The following is a 23,553-nucleotide window of genomic DNA, read 5'->3' on the forward strand; positions in this document are numbered from 1 at the left end:
CCCGCTCACGCGGCGGACTCCGCGTCATCGGCCGACTCCCGCGACTCCGACGCGCGGGCGTCTGCGGACGCGTCGGCGGGCCGGCCGAGTGCCTCGAGCAGTCGCAGCCACACCTCGCTCATCGTCGGGAACGCCGGCACGGCGTGCCAGAGTCGGGCGATCGGCACCTCGCCGACGATCGCGATGGTCGCCGACTGCAGCAATTCGGCGACATCCTGCCCGACGAAGGTGGCCCCGATCACCGTGCCGCGCTCGAGGTCGACGACGAGCCTCGCCGCACCCTCGTAGCCGTCGGCGAGGATGCCGGCGCCACTCGCCGACTGCATCGGCACGTCGACGACGCGCACCGTGCGTCCCTCGCGCTCGGCCCCGGCGGCGGTCAGGCCCACCGAGACGCATTCGGGTTCGGCGAACACCACCTGCGGCACCGCGGAATGGTCGGCCGTGGCGACATGCGTGCCCCATGGCGCCGTGTCGACCGGCCTCCCGAGCGCACGCGCGGCGATCAGGTCGCCGGTCGCGCGCGCCTGGTACTTGCCCTGGTGGGTCAGCAGCGCCCGGTGGTTGACATCGCCGACGGCGTACAGCCAGGGCGCGTCTGCGTTGCCGTTCGCGCCGCGCGCGAGCATCGTGTCGTCGACGTCGATCCAGTCGCCGGGTTCGAGCCCGACGGTCTCGAGGCCGAGCGTGCCGGTGCGGGGTCTGCGTCCGGTGGCGACGAGCACCTCGTCGGCGGTGATGACGCGGCCGTCATCGAGGGTGATCACGACCTCGTCGGCGTCGTTGCGCTCGACCTTCGCGGGCTGCGCTCCGAGGTGCATGGATGCCCCGAGTCCGCGCAGTCCTGCTGCCACCGCCTCGCCGGCGAACGGTTCCATGCCGCCGAGCAGGCCGCTGCGGGCGAGCACGGTCACCTCGGTGCCGAACCCCGCGAAGGCCGTCGCCATCTCCACGGCGACGACGCCGCCGCCGATGATCGCGAGGCGAGCGGGCGGATGCTTCACGCTCGTCGCGTCCCGACTCGTCCACGGTCGCGCCTCGGCGAGCCCGGCGATGCGCGGCACGACGGGATCGGAGCCCGTGGCCACCGCGACGGCGTGGCGGGCGATGAGCGTGAGCCGGCTTCCGTCGGGCCGCTCGACGACCACGCGGCGCTCGCCGTCGAGTCGACCGTGCCCGCGCTCGAGGCCGATGCCGACACTGTCGAGCCAGTCGGCTCCGCCCTGGTCGTTCCAGTCGGAGACCCAGTAGTCACGTCGTGCGAGCACCGCGGCGACGTCGAGGCTGCCCGTGACCGCCTGCTTCGCGCCGTCGACCCGCTGCGCGGCGCGCAGGGCGGCGGCGCTCCGCAACAGCGTCTTCGACGGCACGCACGCCCAGTACGAGCACTCGCCCCCCACGAGCTCCTGCTCGACGAGCACGACCTCGAGCCCGGCGGCCCGTGCGCGGTCGGCGGCGTTCTCGCCGACCGGTCCGCCTCCGACGACGACGACGTCAACTTCGCGTTCCATCCCGTATCCCTCCGTACGCCGGCGCTCGCCGGGCGACCTGGCCCCAGCCTAGGCAGAACGGGCGCTCGGGGCATCCGGAGCTCAGCGCGTCGCGGCGCCGTCCGTGCCGGAGGTGAGCGCGCCGACGACGCGCAGGATGGTGGGCAGGTCGTCTTCGGCGGCGTCGGGCGTGGCCGGGGCGAACCCGGCGATCGCAGCGCCGGCGAGCGGGAACCGCGCCACGACGGCCCGGATGAGCGCGACGAGCTCGGCGGCGCCGATGCCGAACGGCATGGGGTACGAGAGCCCGGCGAGCGCCGACGGGTCGAGCACGTCGAGGTCGACGTGCACGAACACCTGCGAGGCGCCCGTCGCCTCGAGCGCGGCGATGACGACCGACGGGTCGGAGAGGTCTTCGACGGTGAGGGTCGCGACGCCGTGGTCGTCGATGAAGCGGCGCTCCTCGTCGTCGATGGCACGGATGCCGCCGAGCACGAGCCGCTCGGGAGCGACGCGCGTGTCGGCGTCGAGTGCGAGCCCGTCGGCTCCGTCGCCCACGATGGCGCGCAGGGTCATGCCGCCGAAGCCGCCCGACGGCGAGGACTCGGGGGTGTTCAGGTCGGGGTGCGCGTCGAGCCAGAGCACCGCGAGATCGCCGGACGACCGCGTCGAGGCGTGCGCGACGGCGGCGACGGATGCCCCGCAGTCGCCGCCGATCGTGAGCGCCCAGTCGGGGACGCGCTCGAGCACCTCGGCGGTGCGGTTGCGCACGCGAAGCAGGGTGCTGTAGCGGAGCACCCCCGTGCCGAGCGACTCGCCCGCCTCGGTGGGCACCTCGACGAGGATGGTGGACGACGAGGGCAGGTCGCCGAGGATGGCGGTGGCACCATCGGCGTGGCTCATCGCCCGGGAGGAGACGGATCCCTGCCATTGCGGGACGACGACGAAGGTAGCGGGCATGCCTCCCAGTATCGTGCCCCGCGAGCGCGCTCGGCCAGTGCGCCCCGCTTCTGTCCGACGGAGGTCGGCGCTACCGTGACGGTATGGACGCGACAATTCGAAACACCGGCGACGAGGTCTGGGCGATCACGGGTGCATCCGGTCGCATCGGCACGGTGCTCCGCCAGGCGATGCTCCCCGAGGTGGCGCACCTCGTGCTCATCGACGTCGTGCCGCCGCAGCAGCTCGATGCTCGCGAGAGGGCGCCGCACGCGGAGCTCGGAGACCCCGCGTCGCTGCGCGCCGCACTGCAGGGTGTCGACGGGGTCGTGCACCTCGCGGCGGTTCCCGATGAGGCGGACTTCCATGATCTCGTGGAGGCGAACGTCATCGGCACCTACCACCTCCTCGAGGCGGCGCGGCAGGCGGGTGTACGGCGGGTGCTCCTCGCGAGCACGGGCCGCGTCATCGGCATGTACGACGTCGGCGAGCGCGTCGACGTGACGAAGCCCACCCGCCCCGACGGGTTGTACGCGGTCACGAAGACGACGGTCGAGCAGCTCGGCCGTCTCTACGCCGAGAAGTTCGGCCTCGAGGTCGTCGCACTGCGCATCGGGGCGTTCAAGGCGCGGCCCGCAGAGGCGCGCGACCTCAGCATCTGGGTGAGTCACGCAGATGCCGCCCGCGCGTTCCTCGCCGCGATGCGGCACGAGCCGATCACGTTCGAGACGATGTTCGCGTACTCCGACAATCGCGATGGCTCCGTCGACCTCGAGGCCGGGCGCCGACTGGGCTTCGAGCCGCTCGACGATGCCGCCGTCCACCGAGAGGAGATCCCCGGCCGGCCCGGTCCGGTGACGAGCGGTCCCATGGGCGGCGACCTCGCGAGCCCCGAGTTCACGCTCTCGAAGCAGCGCCCCTTCTGATCACGCGAACGGCCGTGCCGCGCGAACCTTCGCGCGGCACGGCCGTTCGTGTGGGCTGGGCGCTCAGCCCGAGATGGCGCCCTGCGAGGTGCCGCCCGCCTTCAGCTCGGCGAGGCGCGCATCGACCTCGGTGAGCTCGCCGAGGTCGTCGAGTTCGTTGAACTGTGCGTCGAGGCTCGAGGCGGCGAGCTCGGCCTGGCCGCGCACGACCGCCTCTTCGCGGCGGATCTTGTCCTCGAAGCGGCCGATCTCGCTCGTGGGATCGAGGATGTCGATCGACTTGACGGCGTCGTGCACCTGTCGCTGCGCATCGGCGGTCTTCGCACGGGCGACGAGCTCGGAGCGCTTGTTCTGCAGCTGGACGAGCTTCTCCTTCATGCCGTTCAGGCCCGACTTCAGCTTGTCGACGACCTCGGTCTGCGCCGCGATCTGCGGCTCGGCGGCCTTCGCCTCGTTCTCGGCCGAGATCTGGCGGCTCAGGGCGACCTTCGCGAGGTTGTCGAACTTGTCGGCGCCCGACGCGTCGCCGGCCGAGCGCAGCTCGTCGCCCTTGCGGCTCGCGGCAATGGCCTTCTCGCCCCACTCGCGAGCGGCTTCGACGTCTTCGCGGTGATCGTCCTCGAGGAGGCGCAGGTTGCCGATGGTCTCTGCGATCGCCGCCTCGGCGTCGGCGATGGAGTTCGTGAAGTCGCGAACCATCTGGTCCAGCATCAACTGGGGGTCTTCAGCCTGGTCGATGAGGCCGTTGATGTTGGCCCGCAGGAGCTGCGAGATGCGTCCGAAGATGGACTGCTTTGCCATGGTCGTTCCCTTTCGTGGTGGTCGGAGATCGGTTCGTATCGGTCGGTCGGTCGGTCGGTCGGTTCGGTCGGTTCAGTCGGTTCAGTCGGTTCGGACGGTGACCGTTTCGTGTGCCGGGTGCCCCGGAAGGGATTGCGGGCGGCGGCCGTGCGCGTGCGTCAGAATCGGCCTCCGCTCCCGCGCCGCGAGCGCGTTCCGGAGCCGCCGAAGCTTCCGGGGGAGCGGCCGCCCCCTCCGAATCCGCCGAATCCGCCGCCACGGCCCCCGCCCCCGCCGAATCCGCCGAAGCCGCCGCCACCCCCTCCGCCGCCGCCGAGCACGGAGTTGATCAGGATGCCGCCGAGCACCGCCCCGAACAGGTCGCCGCCGCCTCCGCCGCTCGTGCCGCCCATCGGGCCGCCGAAGCCGCCCATGGTGCCGCCGAAGCCGCCGACGTCCTGCTCGGCGAGCGAGAGCGCCGTGCGGGCGAGCTGCTCCGCCCGCTGCGCGGTCGCGAGCGCCGCGGCGGGGTCCGAGGGCGCGGTCGCCTCGGCCTCGACGAGCAGCCGGCCCGCCTCGGCGAGGCGAGTGCGTGCTTCGGCGCCCACGGCTCCGCGGCGTGCCACCAGGTAGTCCTCGGCCGCACGCACCTGGGACCTCGCGGCGAGGAGCGACCTGCTCAGCTGGGCTTGGGCGCGCGCTGCCTGCTCCGCTGCGTCTCGGGCGCGCTGGATGGCGGCGTCGATCTCGGCGTCGACCTGCGCGAGTCGTGCCTGGAGCGCGAGCGGGTCACGCGGGGCCTCGGCGAGCGCCGAACGCAGCGCAGCAGCGTCGGCCGCGACGCGCTCGGCGAGGGCCCGGACGGACTCATCGGCCACGGCGCGAGCGGTCTGCACGTCGCGATCGAGCTCGGCGACCCCGGCGACGACCGCCTGATCGGCGGCCTCGAGGTCGGTCGCGAGCCGCTCGACCGCGCTCGCGAGGAGCTGCGCCTGATCGACGGACTCCTCGGCGGCCCGGATGCCGACGGCCGCCTTCGCCGCTTCGCCCTGCGTGATCGCCGCGCTCGCCTCGGCGAGCTCCTCGCGGGCGAACGTCATGCGCGCCTGCGCCTGCGCGGGGTTGTCGGCGACTGGAGCGAGCGCCGACGCGGCGTACCGCGCCTGCAATTGTGTGAGTCGCTCTGCGGCCGGCGCGATGGCGCCCTCGGCGGTCGCGGCCGCCGACTCGACTCGCGCGAGCGCCTCGGGCGCGGTGCGCTCGAGGTCGCGGAGCTCGTCGAAGCGCTCCGCCTGCTCGTCGAGCAGGGCGTCGGCCTCGCCGGTGAGCTGGATGATGGCGCCGTACCAGGCGCGCCGCTCGTCGTCGCTGTCGGGCTCGGCATCGTCGAGGCGCTGCTGCAGCGTGAACGCCTCGGCGATCTTGGCCTTCGCGCCGTCGAGCGCCGCGCGGAAGTCGGCCGTGGCCTCTTCGCCGTAGGAGGCGACCGCGAAGCCGAGCTCCTCCTCACTCGTCTTCACCGCGTCGTCGGCCTGCACGAGCGCGCTGCCCGCGGTGCGCCGGAGCTCGTCGAGCGAGGGGAGCGGCGGACCACCTGCGGTGACACCGCCCTCAGCCTGCTTGCGCTTCTTGCGACGCGCGAGCACGATCGCGATGACGATGACGACGGCGCCGGCGATCACGAGGAACCAGATGAAGCCCCAGCCGACACCGCCTCCGCCGCCGCCCTGACCGGTGCCGCCGATCGCCTCGGCGCCGGCGATCGCGGCCCCCGCCCAGTCGCCGTCGCGCAGCTCGGGCTCGATCACCTCGAGGCTGATGCGGTTCAGCTCCTCATCGCTGAGCGACGCGCCGGCATCGGCCGACAGGTAGTACGCGCGTCCGTCGATGGCGACGGCGAGGAGGTAGTCCTCGGCGCCGAGGTTGTTGGCGATCGCCGTCTCGTCGGCCCAGGCGTCGGCTGCTGCCGGATTGGTGAACTCGTCGACGTACGCCACGAAGAGCTGGCGACCGCTGGCATCGGCGGCCTCGTCGATCGCCCGCTCGACGTCGTCGAGGCTGCCGCCGAGCGCGCCGACGGTGTCGACGACGGGCGAGGAGCCGAATGAGACGGGGTCTTCAGCCCATGCGAGAGCGGGTGTTGCAGCGACGATCACCACCCCGGCGAGCAGTGCCAGGACAATCGAACCCCTGCGTACCGGCTGCATGCACCAGCGCCTTTCCCCGTGCGAGCGGACCTCCCGAGTCTATGGGGACACCGCGGCGGCGTCCACGGCTTGCCACCCGCGTCAGAGCACCTGCAGCGGTGCGAGCGGTGAGACGAGGTAGTCGATCGCGCCCGTCTCATGGTCGATGAACATCACCACCGCGGTCACCGCGTAGTCGCCCGGAACGAGCGGCGGCAGCGCGGGCGGGAATGCCTTTGCGAGCTCGTCGTCGCTGCTGCACGCGACGGCCGTCACCGGGCCGTCGAGAGTGGCGGATGCCCCGGGCTCGAGGGTCACCGGCGTGAGCGCGTCGGCGACCGCCCCGTTCGTGTGCCAGCGGGTGATGCCGTCGCCGGCGATCGTGAGTGCGGGCGCGATGCGGAGCTCGCCCGCGACCGGCGTCGAGCCGGCGTTGGTCACGGTGACGCGGGCGTCGCCGGTCGCGCCGGGCGCGAGCGCCGCCGGCGGCTCGACGGTGACGACGAGGCCGGAGCCCGAGGCATCCGTCGCCGCTGCGACCGGCGCACCGCAGAGGTTCACCTGCTCGGGTGCCGCGAGGCGGAAGGCCGCCGGTGCATCGGTGCGCGCCTCGGAACCCGCCTCGGGTGCGGTGTCGGCCGCCGACTCCGAGGTGAGCGCGGACTGCGACGCCGCGTTGGGGCCGAGCACGTTCACCACGGTCGCGAGGCCGCCGACGGCGAGGACCACGGCCGCCGTGGCGGCGACGCCGAGCGCCGCCGAGCGACGCGAGCGGCGCCGCCCGCGACTCGCGGCGATCACGGCGGTCGACGTCGATGGGTCGCGGGGTCGCGGCATCCGCTGCCCGACGGAGGCCTTCGCCGAGCCCGCGGTCGGGGTCGCTGGTCTCAGGTGCCGACATTGCTGCCTCCCGTTCGCGCGGACCGTTCGCCCGCCGGATCGATCGCGGAGGAGAGCGCACGGAGGCCATCGCTCAGGTAGCGCTTGACCGCGCCTTGGCTGATGCCGAGCACCGAGGCGATGCCCTCGACCGTGAGGTCCTCGTAGTAGCGCAGCACGATGCACGCCGCCTGGCGGGGTGCGAGCGCCCGCACCCGTTCGATGAGGTCGAGCCGTTCGTCGCTGGCGTCGGCCGGCGACTCGACCGACGACGGCGCGAGCGTCAGGTGCCGTACTCGACGCCAGGTGCCGTCGCGCCTCGAGCGGTCGATCACGGCGTTCAGGATCGCCCGGCGCACATACGCCTCGGCGCGTGGCACCGTGAGGCTGAAGCGCGGTGTGCCGAACGTGCGTACGAGCGCGTCCTGCACGAGATCGGCCGCATCGTCGACGCTGCCGGTGAGCAGGTACGCGTACCTGCTGAGCGCGTCACCGCGCTCGACCACCAGCGCGGTGGCCACGGCGTCCCACGACCCGCTCACCCTCGCTCCTCCCGACGGAGGACATTCCGCCGTCATCTCTTCAGACGACTGGGAGGTGCATTTCGTTGTGCCCCCGGAGGGATTCGAACCCCCGACCTACGGTACCGGAAACCGGCGCTCTATCCCCTGAGCTACGGAGGCGCACAGTTGGAAAGACTACCACCTCGGCCCCCGCATCACGGACGTCCAACGGCCTCCTCAGGGCCCGTCGGCACGGCTCAGGGCACGCTCAGCCGGGCCACGGTGCCGAGCAGGTCGTCGCGCACCTTCGCGGTGAGGAACACCTGGGCGCCGGCGAGCACCGGGTCGTCGTCGACGCGGGTCGCGACGACCTCGGGATACCAGCGGCTGAGGCGACGGATGTCCCGCTCCACCGCGTCGGCGAGTCGTGATCCGCCGGCGACTGCGGTCGGGCCGGCGAGCACGAGCCGGCCCGGATCGAGGGTCGCGAGCAACGGCAGTGCGATGTGCGCGACGCGTTCGCCGAGCTCGTCGAAGAACTCGTCGTGCGCCTCGCTCGCGACCACGGCTTCGAGCGTGGCGCGGTAGTCGGCCGCCTCGAGGCCGCGGGCGCGGGCCATGCGGCGCACGCCGATGGACCCGGCGAGGTCCTGGCTGCTCGTCGCCTCGGGGTCGAGCGCGCGCGCCTCGGCCGAGAGGGGGAGGAACCCGATCTCACCGGCGCCGCCGAAGCTGCCCCGGTGCAGGTCGCCTGCCACGTCGAACGAGGCGCCGATGCCGTTGCCGAGCCAGAGCAGCGCGAACACGTCCCGACCCTCGCCGGCGCCCGACTCCCGCTCGGCGAGCGCGGCGAGGTTCACGTCGTTCTCGATGAACACCGCGACGCCGAGCTCGGACTCGAGGGTCGTGCGCAGGCCCGTGACCGGCCAGCCCGGCAGGGTCTCACTGAAGAGCCTGCCCTCGCCGCCGGGGTCGACGTACCCGGCGGTGCCGATGCAGACGGAGTGCACCACTGCGGGGTCGGTGCCCGCTGCGGCGCTCGCGTCGCGGATGGCGGCCGCGACCTCGCCGACGGCTGAACGGTCGTCGGCGGAACGGGGAAGCCCGAACCTGACCACCGGGCGGGGGCTTCCCGCCGCATCGACGACGCTCGCACGCAGCTCGTTCGCGTCGATCGCGATCGCGACGCCGAGCGGCCGGTCGGTGCGCGCGGCGTAGAGGGTCGCGCTGCGTCCGGGATTGCCGCCGACCTGGCCGCGCTCCTCGATGACGCCGGCCGCGATCAGGCGGGTCATCATCATGGACGCGGTGGGCTTGGAGACGCCCACGAGCTCGCAGATGCGGTTGCGCGTGAGCGGTCCGTGGTCGAGCAGCGCCGAGAGGCCCACGCGGTCGTTGACCGCGCCGAGCCATGAGGGGGTGCCCTGTGCCGACCGCATCGTCGCGGGTCAGACGGCCGGCAGGTTGCCGAGGACGGCGGTGACGAGCTGCTGGGCGTCACCGGGCTCGAAGAGCGCCGCGGAGTCGATCACGATCCAGTAGGTGCCGCGGAACACCTGCGCCTCGCCGCTGCCGGCGACCTGGCGGAAGTAGCCCTCGATGTCGGGCGGCGTCCCGTAGGTGGGCACGACGTTCGAACCGAGCGCCGCCTCGTTCTTGTGCTGTTCGAGCGCACCGGGCGGAAGGGTTGCGACGCCGATCTCGATCACGTCGCCGCTCGTCTGGTTGAGCCAGCCGCAGGCGGTGCCGGACTCGTCGACGACGGCGGTGATGCCGGCGGCCGACGGGGCGTAGCCGGGGTCGGCGCCGAAGTTGGGATTGAACGCGTACATCTGGTCGTTGGTGACGAGCTCGTCGCACGCGATCGCGAAGGGCGTCGGCTCCTCGGTCGGCACCGCCGACTCGGTCGGCTCGCCCGACGGGGCGGGCGTCGCAGAGCCGCTGGGGGGTGCGGCGGTCTCGGTCGCGGCGGGCGACTCGGGGACGCATCCGCTGAGGAGCATGACGGAGGCCGCTGCGGCGAGTGCGAGGCCGGCAGGACGGGGGCGGGGCAGGCGGATCGGGCGCGGCATGTGACGAACCCTATCAATCGTGGCGGGTAGGATTTGCGGGTGACTCCCGCCGATCTCTCGCGTGCCCTGTACGACCTCGTGACCACGCTCGTCGAGCGACGTCGCGCGGCGGGCGACGAGGTGTCGCTCGAGCTCTCAGCCGACCAGGTCGCGCTCGAGCGCCCCAAGAACCGCGAGCACGGCGACTGGGCGTCGAACGTCGCGATGCGCGTGGCGAAGCCGCTCGGCTCCAACCCGCGCGAGATCGCGACCGAGCTCGCCGAGGGTCTCGCGGGCGTCGAGGGCGTGGCGAGCGCCGAGGTCGCCGGACCGGGCTTCATCAACATCCGGCTCGACGCCGCGGCGGCCGGCGCCCTCGCGAAGGCCATCGTCGACGCCGGCGCCGAATACGGGCGCAGCGACTCGCTCGCCGGCAGCCGCATCAACCTCGAGTTCGTGTCGGCGAACCCGACGGGGCCGTTGCACATCGGTCACACCCGCTGGGCGGCGCTCGGCGACTCCATCGGCCGGGTGCTGCGCGCCGCGGGTGCCGAGGTCGCGAACGAGTACTACATCAACGACGCCGGCAGCCAGATGGACACCTTCGGGCGCTCCGTCCTGGCTGCGGCGAAGGGCGAGCCGACACCCGAGGGCGGGTACCCGGGCAGCTACATCGCCGACCTCGCCCGCCGGGTGCTCGAGCGCGAGCCGCACCTGCTCGACCTCGAGCACGACGTCGCGCTGCACACGGCCACGGAGATCGCCTACGAGCTGCAGCTCGCCGAGATCCGCGCCTCGCTCGAGCGCTTCAACGTGCACTTCGACGTATGGACGAGCGAGCGCAGCCTCCAGGTGAAGGGCGAAGACGGGCTCTCCGACGTCGACACCGCCGTCGAGCGGCTTCGTGCCCAGGGCCACGTCTTCGACGACGACGGCGCCGTCTGGGTGCGCACGACCGACTTCGGCGACGACAAGGACCGGGTCATCCGTCGCGCCAACGGCGTCTACACGTACTTCGCCGCCGATGCGGCGTACTACCTCGACAAGGGCGATCGCGGCTTCGTGCACAAGATCTACCTCCTCGGCGCCGACCACCACGGCTACGTGCATCGCCTGAAGGCGCTCGCGGGCGCAGCCGGCGACGAGCTCGAGAACATCGAGGTGCTCATCGGCCAGCTCGTGAGCATCAACGGAGCGAAACTCTCCAAGCGCGCCGGCAACATCGTCGAGCTCGACGACCTGCAGGCCTGGCTCGGCACCGACGCACTGCGGTACACGCTCGGCCGATACCCGGCCGACTCGCCGCTCACGATCGATCCCGAGATCCTGCAGCGCCGCACGAACGACAACCCCGTCTTCTACGTGCAGTACGCGCACGCCCGCACCTGCGCCGTCGACCGCAATGCGGCATCCGTCGGCCTCGACCGCTCGTCGTTCGCACCGCAGCTGCTGACGCACGAGACCGAGTCGGCGCTGCTCGGCGCCCTGCAGGAGTTCCCGCGCATCGTCGCCCAGGCGGCCGAGCTGCGTGAGCCGCATCGGGTCGCGCGCTACATCGAGGAGCTCGCGGGGCTCTACCACCGCTGGTACGACAACTGTCGCGTGCTGCCGCTCGGCGACGAGCCGATCGGCGAGCTGCACCGAACGCGCCTGTGGTTGAACGACGCCACCGGACAGGTCATCCGCAACGGACTCGACCTCCTCGGCGTCTCGGCACCCGAACGCATGTGATCACACGAACCGGAGGCATCGATGGCTGAGCACGGCGACGAATCCGAGCGAGCGGATGCCGCGGCGCCCGCCGTCCCGGCCGACGACGAGCAGGCGACGAAGGTCATCGAGCCGATCGATCCCGACGGGCAGCCGACCGAGGTGATCGAGGGCGGCGTCCGGCCGACGGTCGCGGCCGCCTCGACCGGCCCCGCCGACTCGTCGGGTGCCGGCGACACGGCACCGCGACGTCGCCGCATGAGCCGGGGCGCTCGCGTCGCGATCGCGATCGTCGCGGTCGTGGTCGCCCTCGTCGCGATCGTCATCGTGGTCGACGTCGTGGCGCGCACGATCGCCCAGCAGCGTGTCGCCGAGGAGATCGAGGGCAACCTCCCGGCGGGCGTCGAGGGCGACGTCGACGTCGCGATCGGCGGCTTCTCCGTGATCGCGCAGTACCTCTCCGGGACGATGGAGCAGGTGACGCTCACCGCACCGCAGCTCGAGGTCGCCGGCGCGCCGCTCGACGTCACGATCGTGGCCGAGGGCGTGCCGGTCGACCTCGAGTCGCCGGTGCGCGAGCTCGAGGCGGTCATCAACGCCGGCGAGGCATCCGTGAACCAGCTCGTCGCTGCGGCCGGCGTCGACGCGGCACTCGTGCTCGGCGAGGGCACGGTCGCCTACGACGGCCAGATCGAGCTGCTCGGCATTCCGATCACCTACGCCGTCACGGCGCGGCCCACCGCCGCGGGCGACACGGTGCTCCTCGAGCCCGTCGGCGTCGAGGTCGACGCCGGCGGCGGCTCGCTCGACGCCTCGAGCATCATCGACCGGCTGCTCGGCAGCGACCCCGTCGCGATCTGCGTCGCCGACCGCCTGCCCCAGGGCGTCGAGGTCGAGTCGATCGCCGTCGCGCCTGGCAACGTCCGAGTCGGCCTGGCCGCACAGGGGATCACGCTCGACACCGCGAGCCTCCAGCAGACCGGCACGTGCCCGTGATGCCCGGGCGTCATCGATTCGGCGGGCTCCGGGCCGCTCGGTAGACTCGCCGGTACGCCGTCCCACAAGGTCGGCACGCAGCAGGCTTCAGGAACCGATCCGGGTTCGCTCGCCGCGAGCGATCCGCCGATTCGTCCGTCCCGTGAGGTTTCCCCGTGGCATCCACCGCACCCGCACCCGGCTGGCTCCGGGTGCCCGACGACGCCAATGCGCTCGCCGCACAGGTGTGGCCGTCGGGCGCCGCGCGCGACGATGACGGCCGGCTCGTCATCGCCGGTCGCGACGCCGCGTCGCTCGCCGACGAGTTCGGCACGCCGCTCTACGTCGTCGACGAGGCCGACGCCCGGGGCAGGGCGTCCCGCATCCGCGCCGCCTTCGAGGCGGCCGCGGCATCCGCCGGCACGACCGTGACGATCTATTACGCGGGCAAGGCGTTCCTCTCCGGCGCCGTCGTCCAGTGGGTCACCGACGAAGGCCTCGCGGTCGACGTGTGCACGGGCGGCGAGCTCGCGGTCGCGCTCGCCGCGGGCGCAGACCCCGCCAGCCTCGGCTTCCACGGCAACAACAAGTCCCTCGCCGAGATCGAGGCCGCGGTCGGTGCGGGCGTCGGCGCGATCATCATCGACAGCGAGATCGAGATCGAGCGGGTCGCAGCGGCCGCGTCGCGCGCCGGCCGCGTGCAGCCCGTACGGCTCCGTGTGAACAGCGGAGTGCACGCCTCGACGCACGAGTTCCTCGCGACCGCGCATGAAGACCAGAAGTTCGGCGTGGCCCTCGACCGCGCCGTCGAGCTCGGCACGCGCATCCGCGCGCACGACTCCCTCGACCTCCTCGGACTGCACTGTCACATCGGCTCGCAGATCTTCGACTCCGCCGGGTTCGCCGAATCGGCCGAGCGGCTGCTCGCCGCGCACGCCGCACTCGCGCGGGTGGCCCCGCTGCCCGAGCTGAACCTCGGCGGCGGATTCGGCATCGCCTACACCTCCGCCGACGAGCCGGCCCCGATCGAGGCGATCGCCCGCGGCATCCTGACTGCCGTGTCCGACGGATGCCTCGCTCACGGCGTCCCCGTTCCGAAGCTCGCGTTCGAGCCGGGCCGCTCCATCATCGGGCCTGCCGGGGTGACGCTCTACACGGTCGGCACCGTGAAGCCCGTGCCCATCGAGGGGGGAGTGCGCCACTACGTGTCGGTCGACGGGGGAATGAGCGACAACGCCCGCACCGCGCTCTACGGCGCCGACTACTCGGCCCGCATCGCGTCCCGTGCCTCCGACGCCGACCCCGTGCTCGTGCGGGTCGCGGGCAAGCACTGCGAATCGGGTGACATCGTCGTCGACGCCGAGTACCTGCCCGGCGACATCGCCCCCGGCGACCTCCTCGCGGTGCCGGCGACGGGCGCCTACTGCTGGTCGCTCGCCTCCAACTACAACCACGTGCCGCGTCCGCCCGTCGTCGCGGTCCGCGACGGCGCCGCCCGCGTCATCGTTCGCGGCGAGACGCTCCACGACCTGCTCGCCCGTGACGCCGGGCTCGAACCATCCGACACCACCGGCGCCGCAGAAGGGGCACACGCATGATCGAGTACCGTTCCATCCGCGTGGGGCTCCTGGGCGCGGGCTCGGTCGGCTCGCAGGTCGCTCGCCTCCTGCTCGAGCACGCCGACGAGCTCGAGCAGCGCATCGGTGCGCGCATCGAGCTGGTGGGCATCGCCGTGCGCGACCTCGACGCGAAGCGCGACGCCGAGCTGCCGCGCGAGCTCCTCACCACCGATGCCGAGGCGCTCATCGTCGGCTCCGACATCGTGATCGAGCTCATGGGCGGCATCGAGCCGGCGCGCACGCTCGTGCTCGCCGCCATCGCCTCGGGCGCCGACGTGGTGACCGGCAACAAGGCGCTGCTCGCGAACCACGGCCCCGAGCTCTTCGCCGCGGCCGAGCAGGTCGGTGCGCAGCTCTCCTACGAGGCGGCCGTCGCCGGCGCCATCCCGATCATCCGCCCGCTCCGCGACAGTCTCGCGGGCGACCGCATCGAGCGCATCCTCGGCATCGTGAACGGCACCACCAACTTCATCCTCGACCGCATGGACACCACGGGCGCCTCGCTCGAAGACGCCCTCGCGACCGCGACCGAGCTCGGCTTCGCCGAAGCCGATCCGACCGCCGACATCGGCGGATACGACGCCGCCCAGAAGGCCGCGATCCTCGCGAGCCTCGCCTTCCACACGAGCGTCCCCGTCGAGGCCGTCCACCGTGAAGGCATCACGGGCGTCACGGCCGAACAGGTCGAGTCGGCCCGCCTCGCCGGGTACGTCGTGAAGCTCCTCGCCATCTGCGAGCGGCTCACCGACGCCGAGACGGGCGAAGAGGGGGTGTCGGCGCGCGTGTATCCCGCGCTGGTGCCGCGCATCCACCCGCTCGCCGCGGTCCACGGCGCGAACAACGCCGTCTTCGTCGAGGCCTCCGCCGCCGGCCCGCTCATGTTCTACGGCGCGGGCGCCGGGGGAGTGCAGACCGCCTCCGCGGTCCTCGGCGACCTCGTGGCGATCGCACGCCGTCACGTGATCGGGGGCCCCGGCACCGCCGAGTCCACGCACGCCGAGCTCCCCGTGCTCGACATCGGCCGCATCACGACGCGCTACGCGATCACGCTCGAAGTCGCCGACGAGCCCGGCGTGCTCGAGAAGATCGCGCACACCTTCGCCGAGCACGGCGTCTCGGTCGAGCAACTCCAGCAGACCGTGAGCGGCGGCTCCGAGCGGGCTACGCTGGTCATCGGGACGCACGAGGCGAAGGAGTCCGCGCTCGCCGAGACCGTCGCCGCCCTCGCCCAGAGCCCCGTCGTCGCATCCGTCGCGTCCGTCCTCCGAGTCGAAGGAGCAGTGTGAACCACCCCACCCCCAAGGCCTCGTCACGCCAGTGGCGCGGAGTCATCCGCGAGTACGCCGACCGTCTCGACGTCACGGATGCCACGCCCGTCGTCACCCTCGGCGAGGGCGGTACGCCGCTCCTGCCCGCCCCGGCGCTCTCGCGCCGCACCGGCGCGGACGTCTGGGTGAAGTTCGAGGGCATGAACCCCACCGGCTCCTTCAAGGACCGCGGCATGACGATGGCCGTCACGAAGGCCGTCGAGCGCGGCGCGAAGGTCGTCATCTGCGCGTCGACCGGCAACACCTCCGCCTCGGCCGCCGCCTATGCGACGCACGCCGGCATCTCGGCGGCCGTGCTCGTGCCGGAGGGCAAGATCGCCCTCGGCAAGCTGAGCCAGGCGATCGCGCACAACGCGAACCTCATCCAGGTGCAGGGCAACTTCGACGACTGCCTCGACATCGCGCGCGACCTCGCCGAGAACTACCCGGTGCACCTCGTGAACTCGGTCAACAACGACCGCATCGAGGGGCAGAAGACGGCCGCGTTCGAGGTCGTCGAGGTGCTCGGCGACGCCCCCGACTTCCACTTCATCCCCGTCGGCAACGCCGGCAACTACACGGCCTACACCCGCGGCTACCGCGAGGACATCGCGGCGGGCAACGCCACCCGGCTGCCGCGCATGTTCGGCTTCCAGGCGGCAGGCTCGGCACCGATCGTCCGTGGCGAGGTGGTGCGTCACCCCGACACGATCGCGAGCGCGATCCGCATCGGCAACCCCGCCTCTTGGGAACTGGCCCTGGAGGCGCGCGACGAGTCCGACGGCTACTTCGGCGCGATCGACGACGACAAGATCCTCGAGGCCCAGCGCATCCTCTCGGCCGAGGTCGGAATCTTCGTCGAGCCCGCCTCGGCGATCAGCGTCGCTGGCCTGCTCGAGCGTTCGGCCGCCGGCGTCGTGCCCGCGGGCGCGCGCGTCGTGCTCACGGTCACCGGGCACGGCCTGAAGGACCCGCAGTGGGCGCTTCGCACCGCCGACGGCTCCGACGTGCAGCCCACGATCGTGCCGGTCGACACGGCCGAGGTCGCCGCGGTGCTCGGGCTCAGCTCATGACCGACGCAGCCGCGACCGCGGGCACGGGCGTCACGCCCTCGCTCGTCGGCCGCCGCGTGCAGGTCAAGGTGCCCGCGACGTCGGCGAACCTCGGTCCGGGCTTCGATACGCTCGGACTCGCGCTCGCCCACTACGACGAGCTCGAGGTCTCCGTACCCGACGCCCCGGTGCTCGAGATCGAGGTGCACGGCGTCGGCGCCGGCGAGGTGCCGCTCGACGCGTCGCACCTCGTCGTCCGCGCCATCGCGCATACCTTCGAGCGCGCCGGGGTACCGCTGCCCGCCCTGAAGCTCGTGGCGCACAACCGCATCCCGCACGGCCGCGGCCTCGGGTCCTCGGGTGCCGCGATCGTCGCCGGGGTCATGGCCGCCAGGGGCCTGCTCGAGGGGGTCGTCGACTTCACTCCCGATGACCTGCTCGAGATCGCGACCGAGCTCGAGGGCCACCCCGACAACGTCGCCCCAGCGCTCTTCGGCGGGCTCACGATCGCGTGGGTGACGCCCGAGGGGCCGCGGCACAAGAAGCTCATGGTGCACCGGGGCGTTTCCCCGCTCGTGCTCGTGCCCGAGCACGAGATGTCGACGGCGCTCGCCCGTTCGTTGCAGCCCGAGTCGGTGCCGCACGAAGACGCGGTGTTCAACGTGTCGCGCTCGGCACTGCTCGTCGCTGCGCTCATCCAGAGTCCCGAACTCCTGCTCCAGGCCACCGAGGACAAGCTCCACCAGCACTACCGGGCCGAAGCCATGCCCGAGACCGATCGGCTGATCCGGGCGCTGCGCGCCGCGGGACATCCGGCTGTCGTGTCGGGTGCCGGTCCCTCCATCCTCGTGCTCGCAAGCGACCCGAGTGAGCGTGCCGATGCCATCGCGCTCGTCGAGGCCGCAGCCGACACCGAATGGCAGGCACTGCCGCTCGCGGTGGACTTCAAGGGCGCGACGGTCGTCAACGCGGAGCGTTGACGTCCGACGCGAAGGGCGGCAGCCCAGACAACGTTCAACGTCGGCGAGCTTGCCCCTCCTCCCGGCATCCGCTTTCCGCAGCGCGTCGTGTGTCGGGACGAACGGTTCGGTGATGATAGACTGGCAAACGCACCCGGCAGGCAACGCACCGTTCGCGTTCCCGGCCGCATCGTGCAATTCCCGGCAATCTATTGCTTTCGCTCTCGCGCATGTCTGCGCCACCGCGCACCGACATCGCTCGTGTCAGCGATCAGCTCTCCTAGGTCGCAATTCTTGCGCCAGGGGAAAGGAACATACCCAGTGACCAACGCAACCGACCACGCCGACCGCGTGGCGAACAGCGCCCGCCTCTCCGCACTGAAGGTCGCCGAGCTCCAGGAGCTCGCCGCATCCCTCGGCATCGCGGGCGCATCGAAGCGCCGAAAGGGAGACCTCGTGGAGATGATCTCCGCCCACCAGCAGCACATCGCGGGTGACGCACCGGCCGAGCTCGCGATCGACGCCGTCGAGGCCCCCGCTCCGGCCGACGTGCCGAGCAGCGACGAGTCGCAGCCGAAGGCCGACGAGGCATCCGCCCCCGTCGACGCTCCGCAGCAGGCCGCCGACGCCGCAAGCGCCGCACCGGTGGCCGAGCCGGCTCCCGTCAGTGCGCCGGCGGCTCGTCAGCGCCGTCAGCCGCGCCGCGCCACGAGCGCGACGACGGTCGCGACGCAGCACGTGAACGCGGGCTCCGGCGTCGACCTCGTGCCCGCCGCCGATGCCGCAGCGGCCGCCGATGCCGCGCCCGCGGCCGACAACGCGCCGGCCGTCGACGTGGCGCCCGCCGACGACGCACGTGAGGCCGCCCGTGCGGCCGTGCGCGAGGAGCTCGCCGCCGCCACCGGTGAGGCCGGCCGAAACGGCCAGTCCGCCGACGTCGAGACCGACGTCGCCACCGAAGAGCCGCGTCAGGGCCGGGGTCGCAACCGAGGCCGCCGCGGCGGCGAGCGCGGCGAGCGCACCGAGCGCGGCGAGCGCACCGATGACGCCCAGAAGTCCGGCGGCGACCGCCAGCAGGGCGAGCGACCGGGGCGCCAGTCCGAGCGCGGCGATCGCCAGAACGGCGGCGACCAGCAGGGCCGCAAGGGCGACGACTCCATCAAGGCCGAGCAGCAGCGCCAGGGCGACGCCGAGAAGGCCAAGCAGCAGCAGACCGAGGGCGGGCGCGGCCAGCAGGGCCAGAACGCCCAGCAGCTCGCCGAGGGCGAAGGCGGACGCCGCAGCCGCTACCGCGACCGCAAGCGCCGCGGCCAGGCCCCGGGCGAGGAGATGGAGCCCGAGCTTCTCGACGACGACGTGCTGATCCCGATCGCCGGCATCCTCGACGTGCTCGACAACTACGCGTTCGTGCGCACCACGGGCTACCTCCCCGGACCGAGCGACGTCTACGTCTCGCTCGGCCAGGTGAAGAAGTACAACCTGCGCAAGGGCGATGCGGTCGTCGGCTCCATCAAGCAGCCGCGCGACGGCGAGTCGAACAGTCGCCAGAAGTACAACGCGCTCGTCAAGGTCGACTCCGTGAACGGGCAGACGCCCGAAGAGTCCGCAGCGCGCGTCGAGTTCCAGAAGCTCACGCCGCTCTACCCGCAAGAGCGCCTGCGCCTCGAGACCGAGCCGACCAAGCTCACGCAGCGCATCATCGACCTCGTCGCTCCGATCGGCAAGGGCCAGCGCGGCCTCATCGTCGCGCCGCCGAAGGCCGGCAAGACGATCGTGCTGCAGCAGATCGCGAACGCCATCTCGATCAACAACCCCGAGGTCCACCTCATGGTCGTGCTCGTCGACGAGCGCCCCGAAGAGGTCACCGACATGCAGCGCACGGTGAAGGGCGAGGTCATCGCCTCGACCTTCGACCGTCCGGCCGAAGACCACACGACGGTCGCCGAGCTCGCGATCGAGCGTGCGAAGCGCCTCGTCGAGCTCGGTCACGACGTCGTCGTGCTGCTCGACTCGATCACCAGACTCGGCCGCGCGTACAACCTCGCGGCTCCGGCATCCGGCCGCATCCTCTCGGGCGGTGTCGACGCCTCGGCGCTCTACCCGCCCAAGCGGTTCTTCGGCGCCGCGCGCAACATCGAGAACGGCGGCTCGCTCACCATCCTCGCCACGGCGCTCGTCGAGACGGGCTCGAAGATGGACGAGGTGATCTTCGAGGAGTTCAAGGGCACCGGCAACTCCGAGCTGCGCCTCTCGCGCCAGCTCGCCGACAAGCGCATCTTCCCGGCCGTCGACGTCAACGCGTCGTCGACGCGTCGCGAAGAGATGCTCCTCTCGGCCGACGAGGTCAAGATCACCTGGAAGCTCCGCCGGGCACTCGCCGGGCTGGAGCAGCAGGGTGCGCTCGAGGCGGTGCTCGGTCGCCTGAAGGAGACCCAGTCGAACGTCGAGTTCCTCATGCTCATGCAGAAGTCGATGCCGGTCGGGGCCAACGGCCACGGCACGGCGCACTCGCACGGGCACGAGACCGACCACCGCTGAGTCGCGCGTGTTCGAGTCCGTCCAGTCCCTGCTCGCCGAGCATGCGCAGCTGCAAGAGGAGCTCGCCGACCCGGCGCTCCACGCCGACGCTGCGCGCGCCAAGAAGGTCAATCGGCGCTACGCGGAGCTGAGCCGGATCGTCTCGGCGCACACGGCGTGGCTCGAGGCGCAAGACGACCTCGTCGCCGCCCGTGAGCTCGCGAAAGAAGATGAGGCCTTCGCTGCGGAGGTGCCGTCCCTCGAGGAGGCACTCGCCACGGCGCAGGAGCGGCTGCGACGGCTGTTGATCCCGCGCGACCCCGACGACGGGCGCGACGTGATCATGGAGATCAAGGGCGGCGAGGGGGGCGCGGAGAGCGCCCTCTTCGCCGGCGACCTCCTGCGCATGTACATGCAGTACGCGCAGTCGAAGGGCTGGAAGGTCGAGCTCCTCGACCAGAACGAGTCCGACCTCGGCGGCTACAAAGACGTGCAGGTCGCGATCAAGTCGAACGCGACCGACCCGTCGCAGGGCGTGTGGGCTCACCTCAAGTACGAGGGCGGTGTGCACCGCGTGCAGCGGGTGCCCGCCACCGAGACGCAGGGGCGCATCCACACCTCCACGACGGGCGTGCTCGTCTTCCCCGAGGTCGACGAGCCCGAAGAGGTCGACATCAGCCAGAACGACCTGAAGATCGACGTGTACCGTTCGTCGGGTCCCGGCGGTCAGTCGGTGAACACCACCGACTCCGCCGTTCGCATCACCCACCTGCCCACGGGCATCGTGGTCTCGATGCAGAACGAGAAGTCGCAGCTGCAGAACCGTGAGGCGGCCATGCGGGTGCTCCGCGCCCGTATCCTCGCGCGCCAGCAGGAGGAGCTCGCGGCGGCGGCATCCGATGCCCGCAAGTCGCAGATCCGCTCCATGGACCGCTCGGAGCGCATCCGCACGTACAACTTCCCCGAGAACCGCATCGCCGATCACCGCACCGGCTACAAGGCCTACAACCTCGACACCGTCATGAACGGCGTCCTCGACCCGATCGTCGAGTCGGCGATCCAGGCCGACGAAGAGGCGCGCCTCGCCCACCTCGGCGACGAGTAGTCGTCTGAGCGAGTGAGCGGATGCCGCGGCATCCGCTCACTCGCTAGATGATGTGCCAGTCGTGCATGCCGCGCGCGGCGTCGGCGGTCTCGTGCGAGAGCGGCTTGAACGAAGCCGGGATTCCGACGACGAGCGAGTGCGCCGGGGCATCCTTCGTCACGACCGCGTTGGCGCCGATCGCGCTCCACGCGCCGATGATGACGTTGCCGAGCACTTTGGCCCCCGCGCCCACCGTGACGCCGTCTTCGAGCGTCGGATGCCGCTTCGCGCCGCGCGGCGCGCCCCGCGGCGCCTTGCCGCCGAGCGTCACCCCGTGGTAGATCATCACGTCATCGCCGAGCACGGCGGTCTCGCCGATGACGACGCCCATGCCGTGGTCGATGAAGAAGCGGCGGCCGATGACGGCTCCGGGATGGATCTCGACGCCGGTGAGGAATCGCACGAACTGCGACCCGAGCCGCGCCGGAAGCCGGTAGCCGGCGCGCCAGAGGCCATGCATGACGCGATAGCCCCAGATGGCGTGGAGCCCCGAATAGGCGAGGACCACTTCGGTGGCGTTCCGCGAGGCGGGGTCGTGCGACCGGGCGGTCGCGATGTCTTCCCTGAGCCTGGCGAGGATTCCCACCCGCTCAGTCAAGCAGACCTTCGTACAGCACCGTGGACAGGTACCGCTCGCCGTAGCTCGCGACGATGACGACGATGGTCTTGCCGGCGTTCTCGGGCCGCTTGGCGAGCTCGGCGGCCGCGTACACGGTGGCGCCCGACGAGATGCCGCCGAGGATGCCCTCCTCGACGCCGAGCCGGCGCGCCGTGGCGACGGCCTGGTCGATGTTCACGTCGATGATCTCGTCGTAGACCTCGCGGTCGAGGATCGCGGGCACGAAGTTCGCGCCGATGCCCTGGATCTTGTGGGGTCCGGGCTGGCCGCCGTTCAGGATGGCGGACTCGGCGGGCTCGACGCCCACGATCCGGACGTCCGGCTTGCGCTCCTTCAGCACCTGGCCGACGCCGGTGAGGGTGCCGCCGGTGCCGATGCCCGACACGAAGATGTCGACGCCGCCATCGGTGTCGTCCCAGACCTCTTCGGCGGTCGTGCGGCGGTGGACGTCGACGTTGGCCTGGTTCTCGAACTGCTTCGCGAGCACCGCGCCCGGGGTCTCGGCCGCGATCTGCTCGGCGCGTGCGACGGCGCCCTTCATGCCCTCGGAGCCGGGGGTGAGCACGAGCTCGGCGCCGTACGCGCGCAGGAGGCCGCGACGCTCCCGGCTCATGGTCTCGGGCATCGCGATGACCACCCGGTAGCCGCGGGCGGCCCCGATCATCGCGAGCGCGATGCCGGTGTTGCCGCTCGTGCCCTCGACGATGGTGCCGCCGGGCTGCAGCTCACCCGATGCCTCGGCGGCGTCGACGATGCCCACGCCGAGGCGGTCCTTGACGCTCGAGGAGGGGTTGTAGAACTCGAGCTTGGCGAGCACGGTCGCCTCCGCGCCGTCGGTGACGCGGTTCAGTCGCACGAGCGGAGTGCGACCGAAGACCTCGGTGATGTTGTCGAAGACCTGGGCCATGGTGCTTCCTCTCGGGTGGACGTGCGACGGCGGATGCCGCGGCTCAGCCTACGGCGGCCTCGGCTCCCGGTCACGTGCGTTACATTCCATTGCGTGGATACGACGAGCCCGGCACCCGGTGACCGCATGTTGCGAGGCGTGCGCGACGACGCCGTCGCACGACTCGCTGCGGCGGGAGTGCCCGACCCTGAGGTCGACGCCGACCTCCTCGTGGGGCATGTGCTCGGCCTGTCGCGGGGCGGCGTGCAGGCCAAGCTCGTCATGGGCGCCGAGATCGGGGCGACGGATGCCGCGACGCTCGGTCGCCTCGTCGAGCGCCGTGCGCATCGCGAGCCGCTGCAGCACCTCACGGGTCGGGCGGCGTTCCGCTCGCTCGACCTGGCCGTGGGGCCCGGGGTCTTCGTGCCGCGCCCCGAGACCGAGGAGGTCGCGCAGCTCGCCATCGACTCCCTGCGCGCGGCGGCGGAACCCGAGCCGATCGCCGTCGACCTCGGCTCGGGCAGCGGCGCGATCGCGCTCGCACTCGCAACCGAGGTGCCGTACGCCAGGGTCTGGGCGGTCGAGAACTCGCCCGAGGCATTCCCGTGGACGCGGCGCAACGTCGATGAGGTCGCGGCGCCCAACCTCGAGCTCGTCTTCGCCGACCTGGCCACGGCCCTGCCCGAGCTCGACGGCCTCGTCGCGGTCGTCGTGTCGAACCCGCCCTACGTGCCGCTCGCCGAGATGCCCGCCGACCCCGAGGTGCGCATGTACGACCCCGAGCGCGCCCTGTACGGGGGCGTCGACGGGCTCGACGTCGTGAGGGTGCTGTCACGGCGCGCGCTGGCGCTGCTGCGGCCCGGGGGAGCGCTCGTGATCGAGCACGGCGAGCGGCAGTCGACCGAGATCTCCGAACTGCTCGCCGCCGACGGCTGGCGCGCGATCTCGCATCATCGTGACCTCACGACCCGTGATCGGGCGACAACCGCTGTGCGGTGAGCCGAGCCGAGC

At 72.1% G+C, this 23,553-nt stretch carries 20 protein-coding genes and 1 tRNA gene; 10 read left to right on the top strand and 11 right to left on the bottom strand.

Annotated elements, in window-relative coordinates:
- Positions 1-5 precede the first annotated feature (5 nt).
- Both QFZ26_RS15395 and QFZ26_RS15400 read right to left on the bottom strand, forming a co-directional pair.
- Positions 6-1,511, bottom strand: coding sequence for a dihydrolipoyl dehydrogenase family protein (locus QFZ26_RS15395; protein ID WP_307043635.1), 1,506 nt, complete (start codon positions 1,509-1,511; stop codon positions 6-8).
- A gap of 81 nt (positions 1,512-1,592) precedes the next feature.
- A complete protein-coding gene (locus QFZ26_RS15400; RefSeq protein WP_307043637.1) occupies positions 1,593-2,450 on the bottom strand; it encodes an arginase family protein in 858 nt (285 codons plus the stop codon).
- Positions 2,451-2,533: 83 nt separating this feature from the next.
- On the opposite strand from QFZ26_RS15400, the gene QFZ26_RS15405 reads away from it, so the two are divergent.
- Positions 2,534-3,355, top strand: coding sequence for an NAD-dependent epimerase/dehydratase family protein (locus QFZ26_RS15405; RefSeq protein ID WP_307043640.1), 822 nt, complete (start codon positions 2,534-2,536; stop codon positions 3,353-3,355).
- Between the two features lie 63 nt (positions 3,356-3,418).
- Here QFZ26_RS15405 and QFZ26_RS15410 read toward each other — a convergent pair whose 3' ends face one another.
- The 7 genes from QFZ26_RS15410 to QFZ26_RS15440 all read right to left on the bottom strand — a co-directional run bounded on the left by QFZ26_RS15410 (position 3,419) and on the right by QFZ26_RS15440 (position 9,775).
- Positions 3,419-4,156 (bottom strand): PspA/IM30 family protein, encoded by a 738-nt coding sequence (locus QFZ26_RS15410; RefSeq protein ID WP_307043643.1) that lies wholly within the window; start codon positions 4,154-4,156, stop codon positions 3,419-3,421.
- Between the two features lie 158 nt (positions 4,157-4,314).
- Positions 4,315-6,342: a TPM domain-containing protein gene (locus QFZ26_RS15415; protein WP_307043645.1), complete on the bottom strand. Its 2,028-nt coding sequence runs from the start codon at positions 6,340-6,342 to the stop codon at positions 4,315-4,317.
- Positions 6,343-6,423: 81 nt separating this feature from the next.
- Positions 6,424-7,158 carry a hypothetical protein gene (locus QFZ26_RS15420; protein WP_307043647.1) on the bottom strand — a complete coding sequence of 245 codons (735 nt, stop codon included), beginning with the start codon at positions 7,156-7,158 and terminating at the stop codon, positions 6,424-6,426.
- Between the two features lie 50 nt (positions 7,159-7,208).
- Positions 7,209-7,742 carry a sigma-70 family RNA polymerase sigma factor gene (locus QFZ26_RS15425; protein WP_307043648.1) on the bottom strand — a complete coding sequence of 178 codons (534 nt, stop codon included), beginning with the start codon at positions 7,740-7,742 and terminating at the stop codon, positions 7,209-7,211.
- Between the two features lie 68 nt (positions 7,743-7,810).
- Positions 7,811-7,883, bottom strand: a tRNA-Arg gene (locus QFZ26_RS15430).
- A 77-nt stretch (positions 7,884-7,960) separates the two neighbouring features.
- On the bottom strand, positions 7,961-9,142 hold the full coding sequence (locus tag QFZ26_RS15435) for an ROK family transcriptional regulator (protein ID WP_307043650.1): 1,182 nt from the start codon (positions 9,140-9,142) through the stop codon (positions 7,961-7,963).
- 9 nt (positions 9,143-9,151) lie between these two features.
- A complete protein-coding gene (locus QFZ26_RS15440) occupies positions 9,152-9,775 on the bottom strand; it encodes an iron ABC transporter ATP-binding protein (RefSeq protein WP_307043652.1) in 624 nt (207 codons plus the stop codon).
- Between the two features lie 39 nt (positions 9,776-9,814).
- Here QFZ26_RS15440 and QFZ26_RS15445 point away from each other — a divergent pair, with 39 nt between their 5' ends.
- From QFZ26_RS15445 to prfA, 8 genes are all read left to right on the top strand, one after another.
- Positions 9,815-11,485 (top strand): arginine--tRNA ligase, encoded by a 1,671-nt coding sequence (locus tag QFZ26_RS15445; protein WP_307043654.1) that lies wholly within the window; start codon positions 9,815-9,817, stop codon positions 11,483-11,485.
- A 21-nt stretch (positions 11,486-11,506) separates the two neighbouring features.
- Positions 11,507-12,460: an LmeA family phospholipid-binding protein gene (locus QFZ26_RS15450; protein ID WP_307043656.1), complete on the top strand. Its 954-nt coding sequence runs from the start codon at positions 11,507-11,509 to the stop codon at positions 12,458-12,460.
- Between the two features lie 155 nt (positions 12,461-12,615).
- Positions 12,616-14,037 carry a diaminopimelate decarboxylase gene (gene lysA, locus QFZ26_RS15455; RefSeq protein ID WP_307043658.1) on the top strand — a complete coding sequence of 474 codons (1,422 nt, stop codon included), beginning with the start codon at positions 12,616-12,618 and terminating at the stop codon, positions 14,035-14,037.
- Positions 14,034-15,344 carry a homoserine dehydrogenase gene (locus QFZ26_RS15460; protein ID WP_307043660.1) on the top strand — a complete coding sequence of 437 codons (1,311 nt, stop codon included), beginning with the start codon at positions 14,034-14,036 and terminating at the stop codon, positions 15,342-15,344. Before lysA ends, QFZ26_RS15460 begins: the two co-directional genes overlap by 4 nt.
- Positions 15,341-16,438: a threonine synthase gene (gene thrC, locus QFZ26_RS15465; protein ID WP_307043662.1), complete on the top strand. Its 1,098-nt coding sequence runs from the start codon at positions 15,341-15,343 to the stop codon at positions 16,436-16,438. The genes QFZ26_RS15460 and thrC overlap by 4 nt, the downstream gene beginning before the upstream one ends.
- Positions 16,435-17,397 (top strand): homoserine kinase, encoded by a 963-nt coding sequence (thrB, locus tag QFZ26_RS15470; protein WP_307043664.1) that lies wholly within the window; start codon positions 16,435-16,437, stop codon positions 17,395-17,397. Before thrC ends, thrB begins: the two co-directional genes overlap by 4 nt.
- A 300-nt stretch (positions 17,398-17,697) precedes the next feature.
- Positions 17,698-19,914, top strand: coding sequence for a transcription termination factor Rho (gene rho, locus QFZ26_RS15475; protein WP_307043666.1), 2,217 nt, complete (start codon positions 17,698-17,700; stop codon positions 19,912-19,914).
- Between the two features lie 7 nt (positions 19,915-19,921).
- On the top strand, positions 19,922-20,998 hold the full coding sequence (gene prfA, locus QFZ26_RS15480; RefSeq protein ID WP_307043668.1) for a peptide chain release factor 1: 1,077 nt from the start codon (positions 19,922-19,924) through the stop codon (positions 20,996-20,998).
- Between the two features lie 43 nt (positions 20,999-21,041).
- Here the strand turns inward: prfA and epsC are convergent, their stop codons facing one another.
- Together epsC and cysK are read right to left on the bottom strand one after the other, a co-directional pair.
- Complete coding sequence (epsC, locus tag QFZ26_RS15485; RefSeq protein WP_307043670.1) at positions 21,042-21,623, bottom strand: serine O-acetyltransferase EpsC; 582 nt, start codon at positions 21,621-21,623, stop codon at positions 21,042-21,044.
- Positions 21,624-21,627: 4 nt separating this feature from the next.
- Positions 21,628-22,563 carry a cysteine synthase A gene (gene cysK / locus QFZ26_RS15490; RefSeq protein ID WP_307043672.1) on the bottom strand — a complete coding sequence of 312 codons (936 nt, stop codon included), beginning with the start codon at positions 22,561-22,563 and terminating at the stop codon, positions 21,628-21,630.
- A gap of 126 nt (positions 22,564-22,689) precedes the next feature.
- Here cysK and prmC point away from each other — a divergent pair, with 126 nt between their 5' ends.
- Positions 22,690-23,541, top strand: a complete 852-nt coding sequence (gene prmC / locus QFZ26_RS15495) for a peptide chain release factor N(5)-glutamine methyltransferase (protein ID WP_307045099.1) — start codon at positions 22,690-22,692, stop codon at positions 23,539-23,541.
- The last annotated feature ends 12 nt before the right edge of the window (positions 23,542-23,553 follow it).

The sequence above is a fragment of the Agromyces ramosus genome (assembly GCF_030817175.1).
In the GTDB taxonomy this organism is placed as follows: Bacteria; Actinomycetota; Actinomycetes; order Actinomycetales; family Microbacteriaceae; genus Agromyces; species Agromyces ramosus_A.

Bases quoted from the DNA above. Each gene is read 5' to 3' on its own strand.
- QFZ26_RS15395 (WP_307043635.1), bottom strand. From the start codon at position 1,511: ATGGAACGCGAAGTTGACGTCGTCGTCGTCGGAGGCGGACCGGTCGGC.
- QFZ26_RS15400 (WP_307043637.1), bottom strand. From the start codon at position 2,450: ATGCCCGCTACCTTCGTCGTCGTCCCGCAATGGCAGGGATCCGTCTCC.
- QFZ26_RS15405 (WP_307043640.1), top strand. From the start codon at position 2,534: ATGGACGCGACAATTCGAAACACCGGCGACGAGGTCTGGGCGATCACG.
- QFZ26_RS15410 (WP_307043643.1), bottom strand. From the start codon at position 4,156: ATGGCAAAGCAGTCCATCTTCGGACGCATCTCGCAGCTCCTGCGGGCC.
- QFZ26_RS15415 (WP_307043645.1), bottom strand. From the start codon at position 6,342: ATGCAGCCGGTACGCAGGGGTTCGATTGTCCTGGCACTGCTCGCCGGG.
- QFZ26_RS15420 (WP_307043647.1), bottom strand. From the start codon at position 7,158: ATGCCGCGACCCCGCGACCCATCGACGTCGACCGCCGTGATCGCCGCG.
- QFZ26_RS15435 (WP_307043650.1), bottom strand. From the start codon at position 9,142: ATGCGGTCGGCACAGGGCACCCCCTCATGGCTCGGCGCGGTCAACGAC.
- QFZ26_RS15440 (WP_307043652.1), bottom strand. From the start codon at position 9,775: ATGCCGCGCCCGATCCGCCTGCCCCGCCCCCGTCCTGCCGGCCTCGCA.
- QFZ26_RS15450 (WP_307043656.1), top strand. From the start codon at position 11,507: ATGGCTGAGCACGGCGACGAATCCGAGCGAGCGGATGCCGCGGCGCCC.
- QFZ26_RS15460 (WP_307043660.1), top strand. From the start codon at position 14,034: ATGATCGAGTACCGTTCCATCCGCGTGGGGCTCCTGGGCGCGGGCTCG.
- thrB (WP_307043664.1), top strand. From the start codon at position 16,435: ATGACCGACGCAGCCGCGACCGCGGGCACGGGCGTCACGCCCTCGCTC.
- cysK (WP_307043672.1), bottom strand. From the start codon at position 22,563: ATGGCCCAGGTCTTCGACAACATCACCGAGGTCTTCGGTCGCACTCCG.
- prmC (WP_307045099.1), top strand. From the start codon at position 22,690: ATGTTGCGAGGCGTGCGCGACGACGCCGTCGCACGACTCGCTGCGGCG.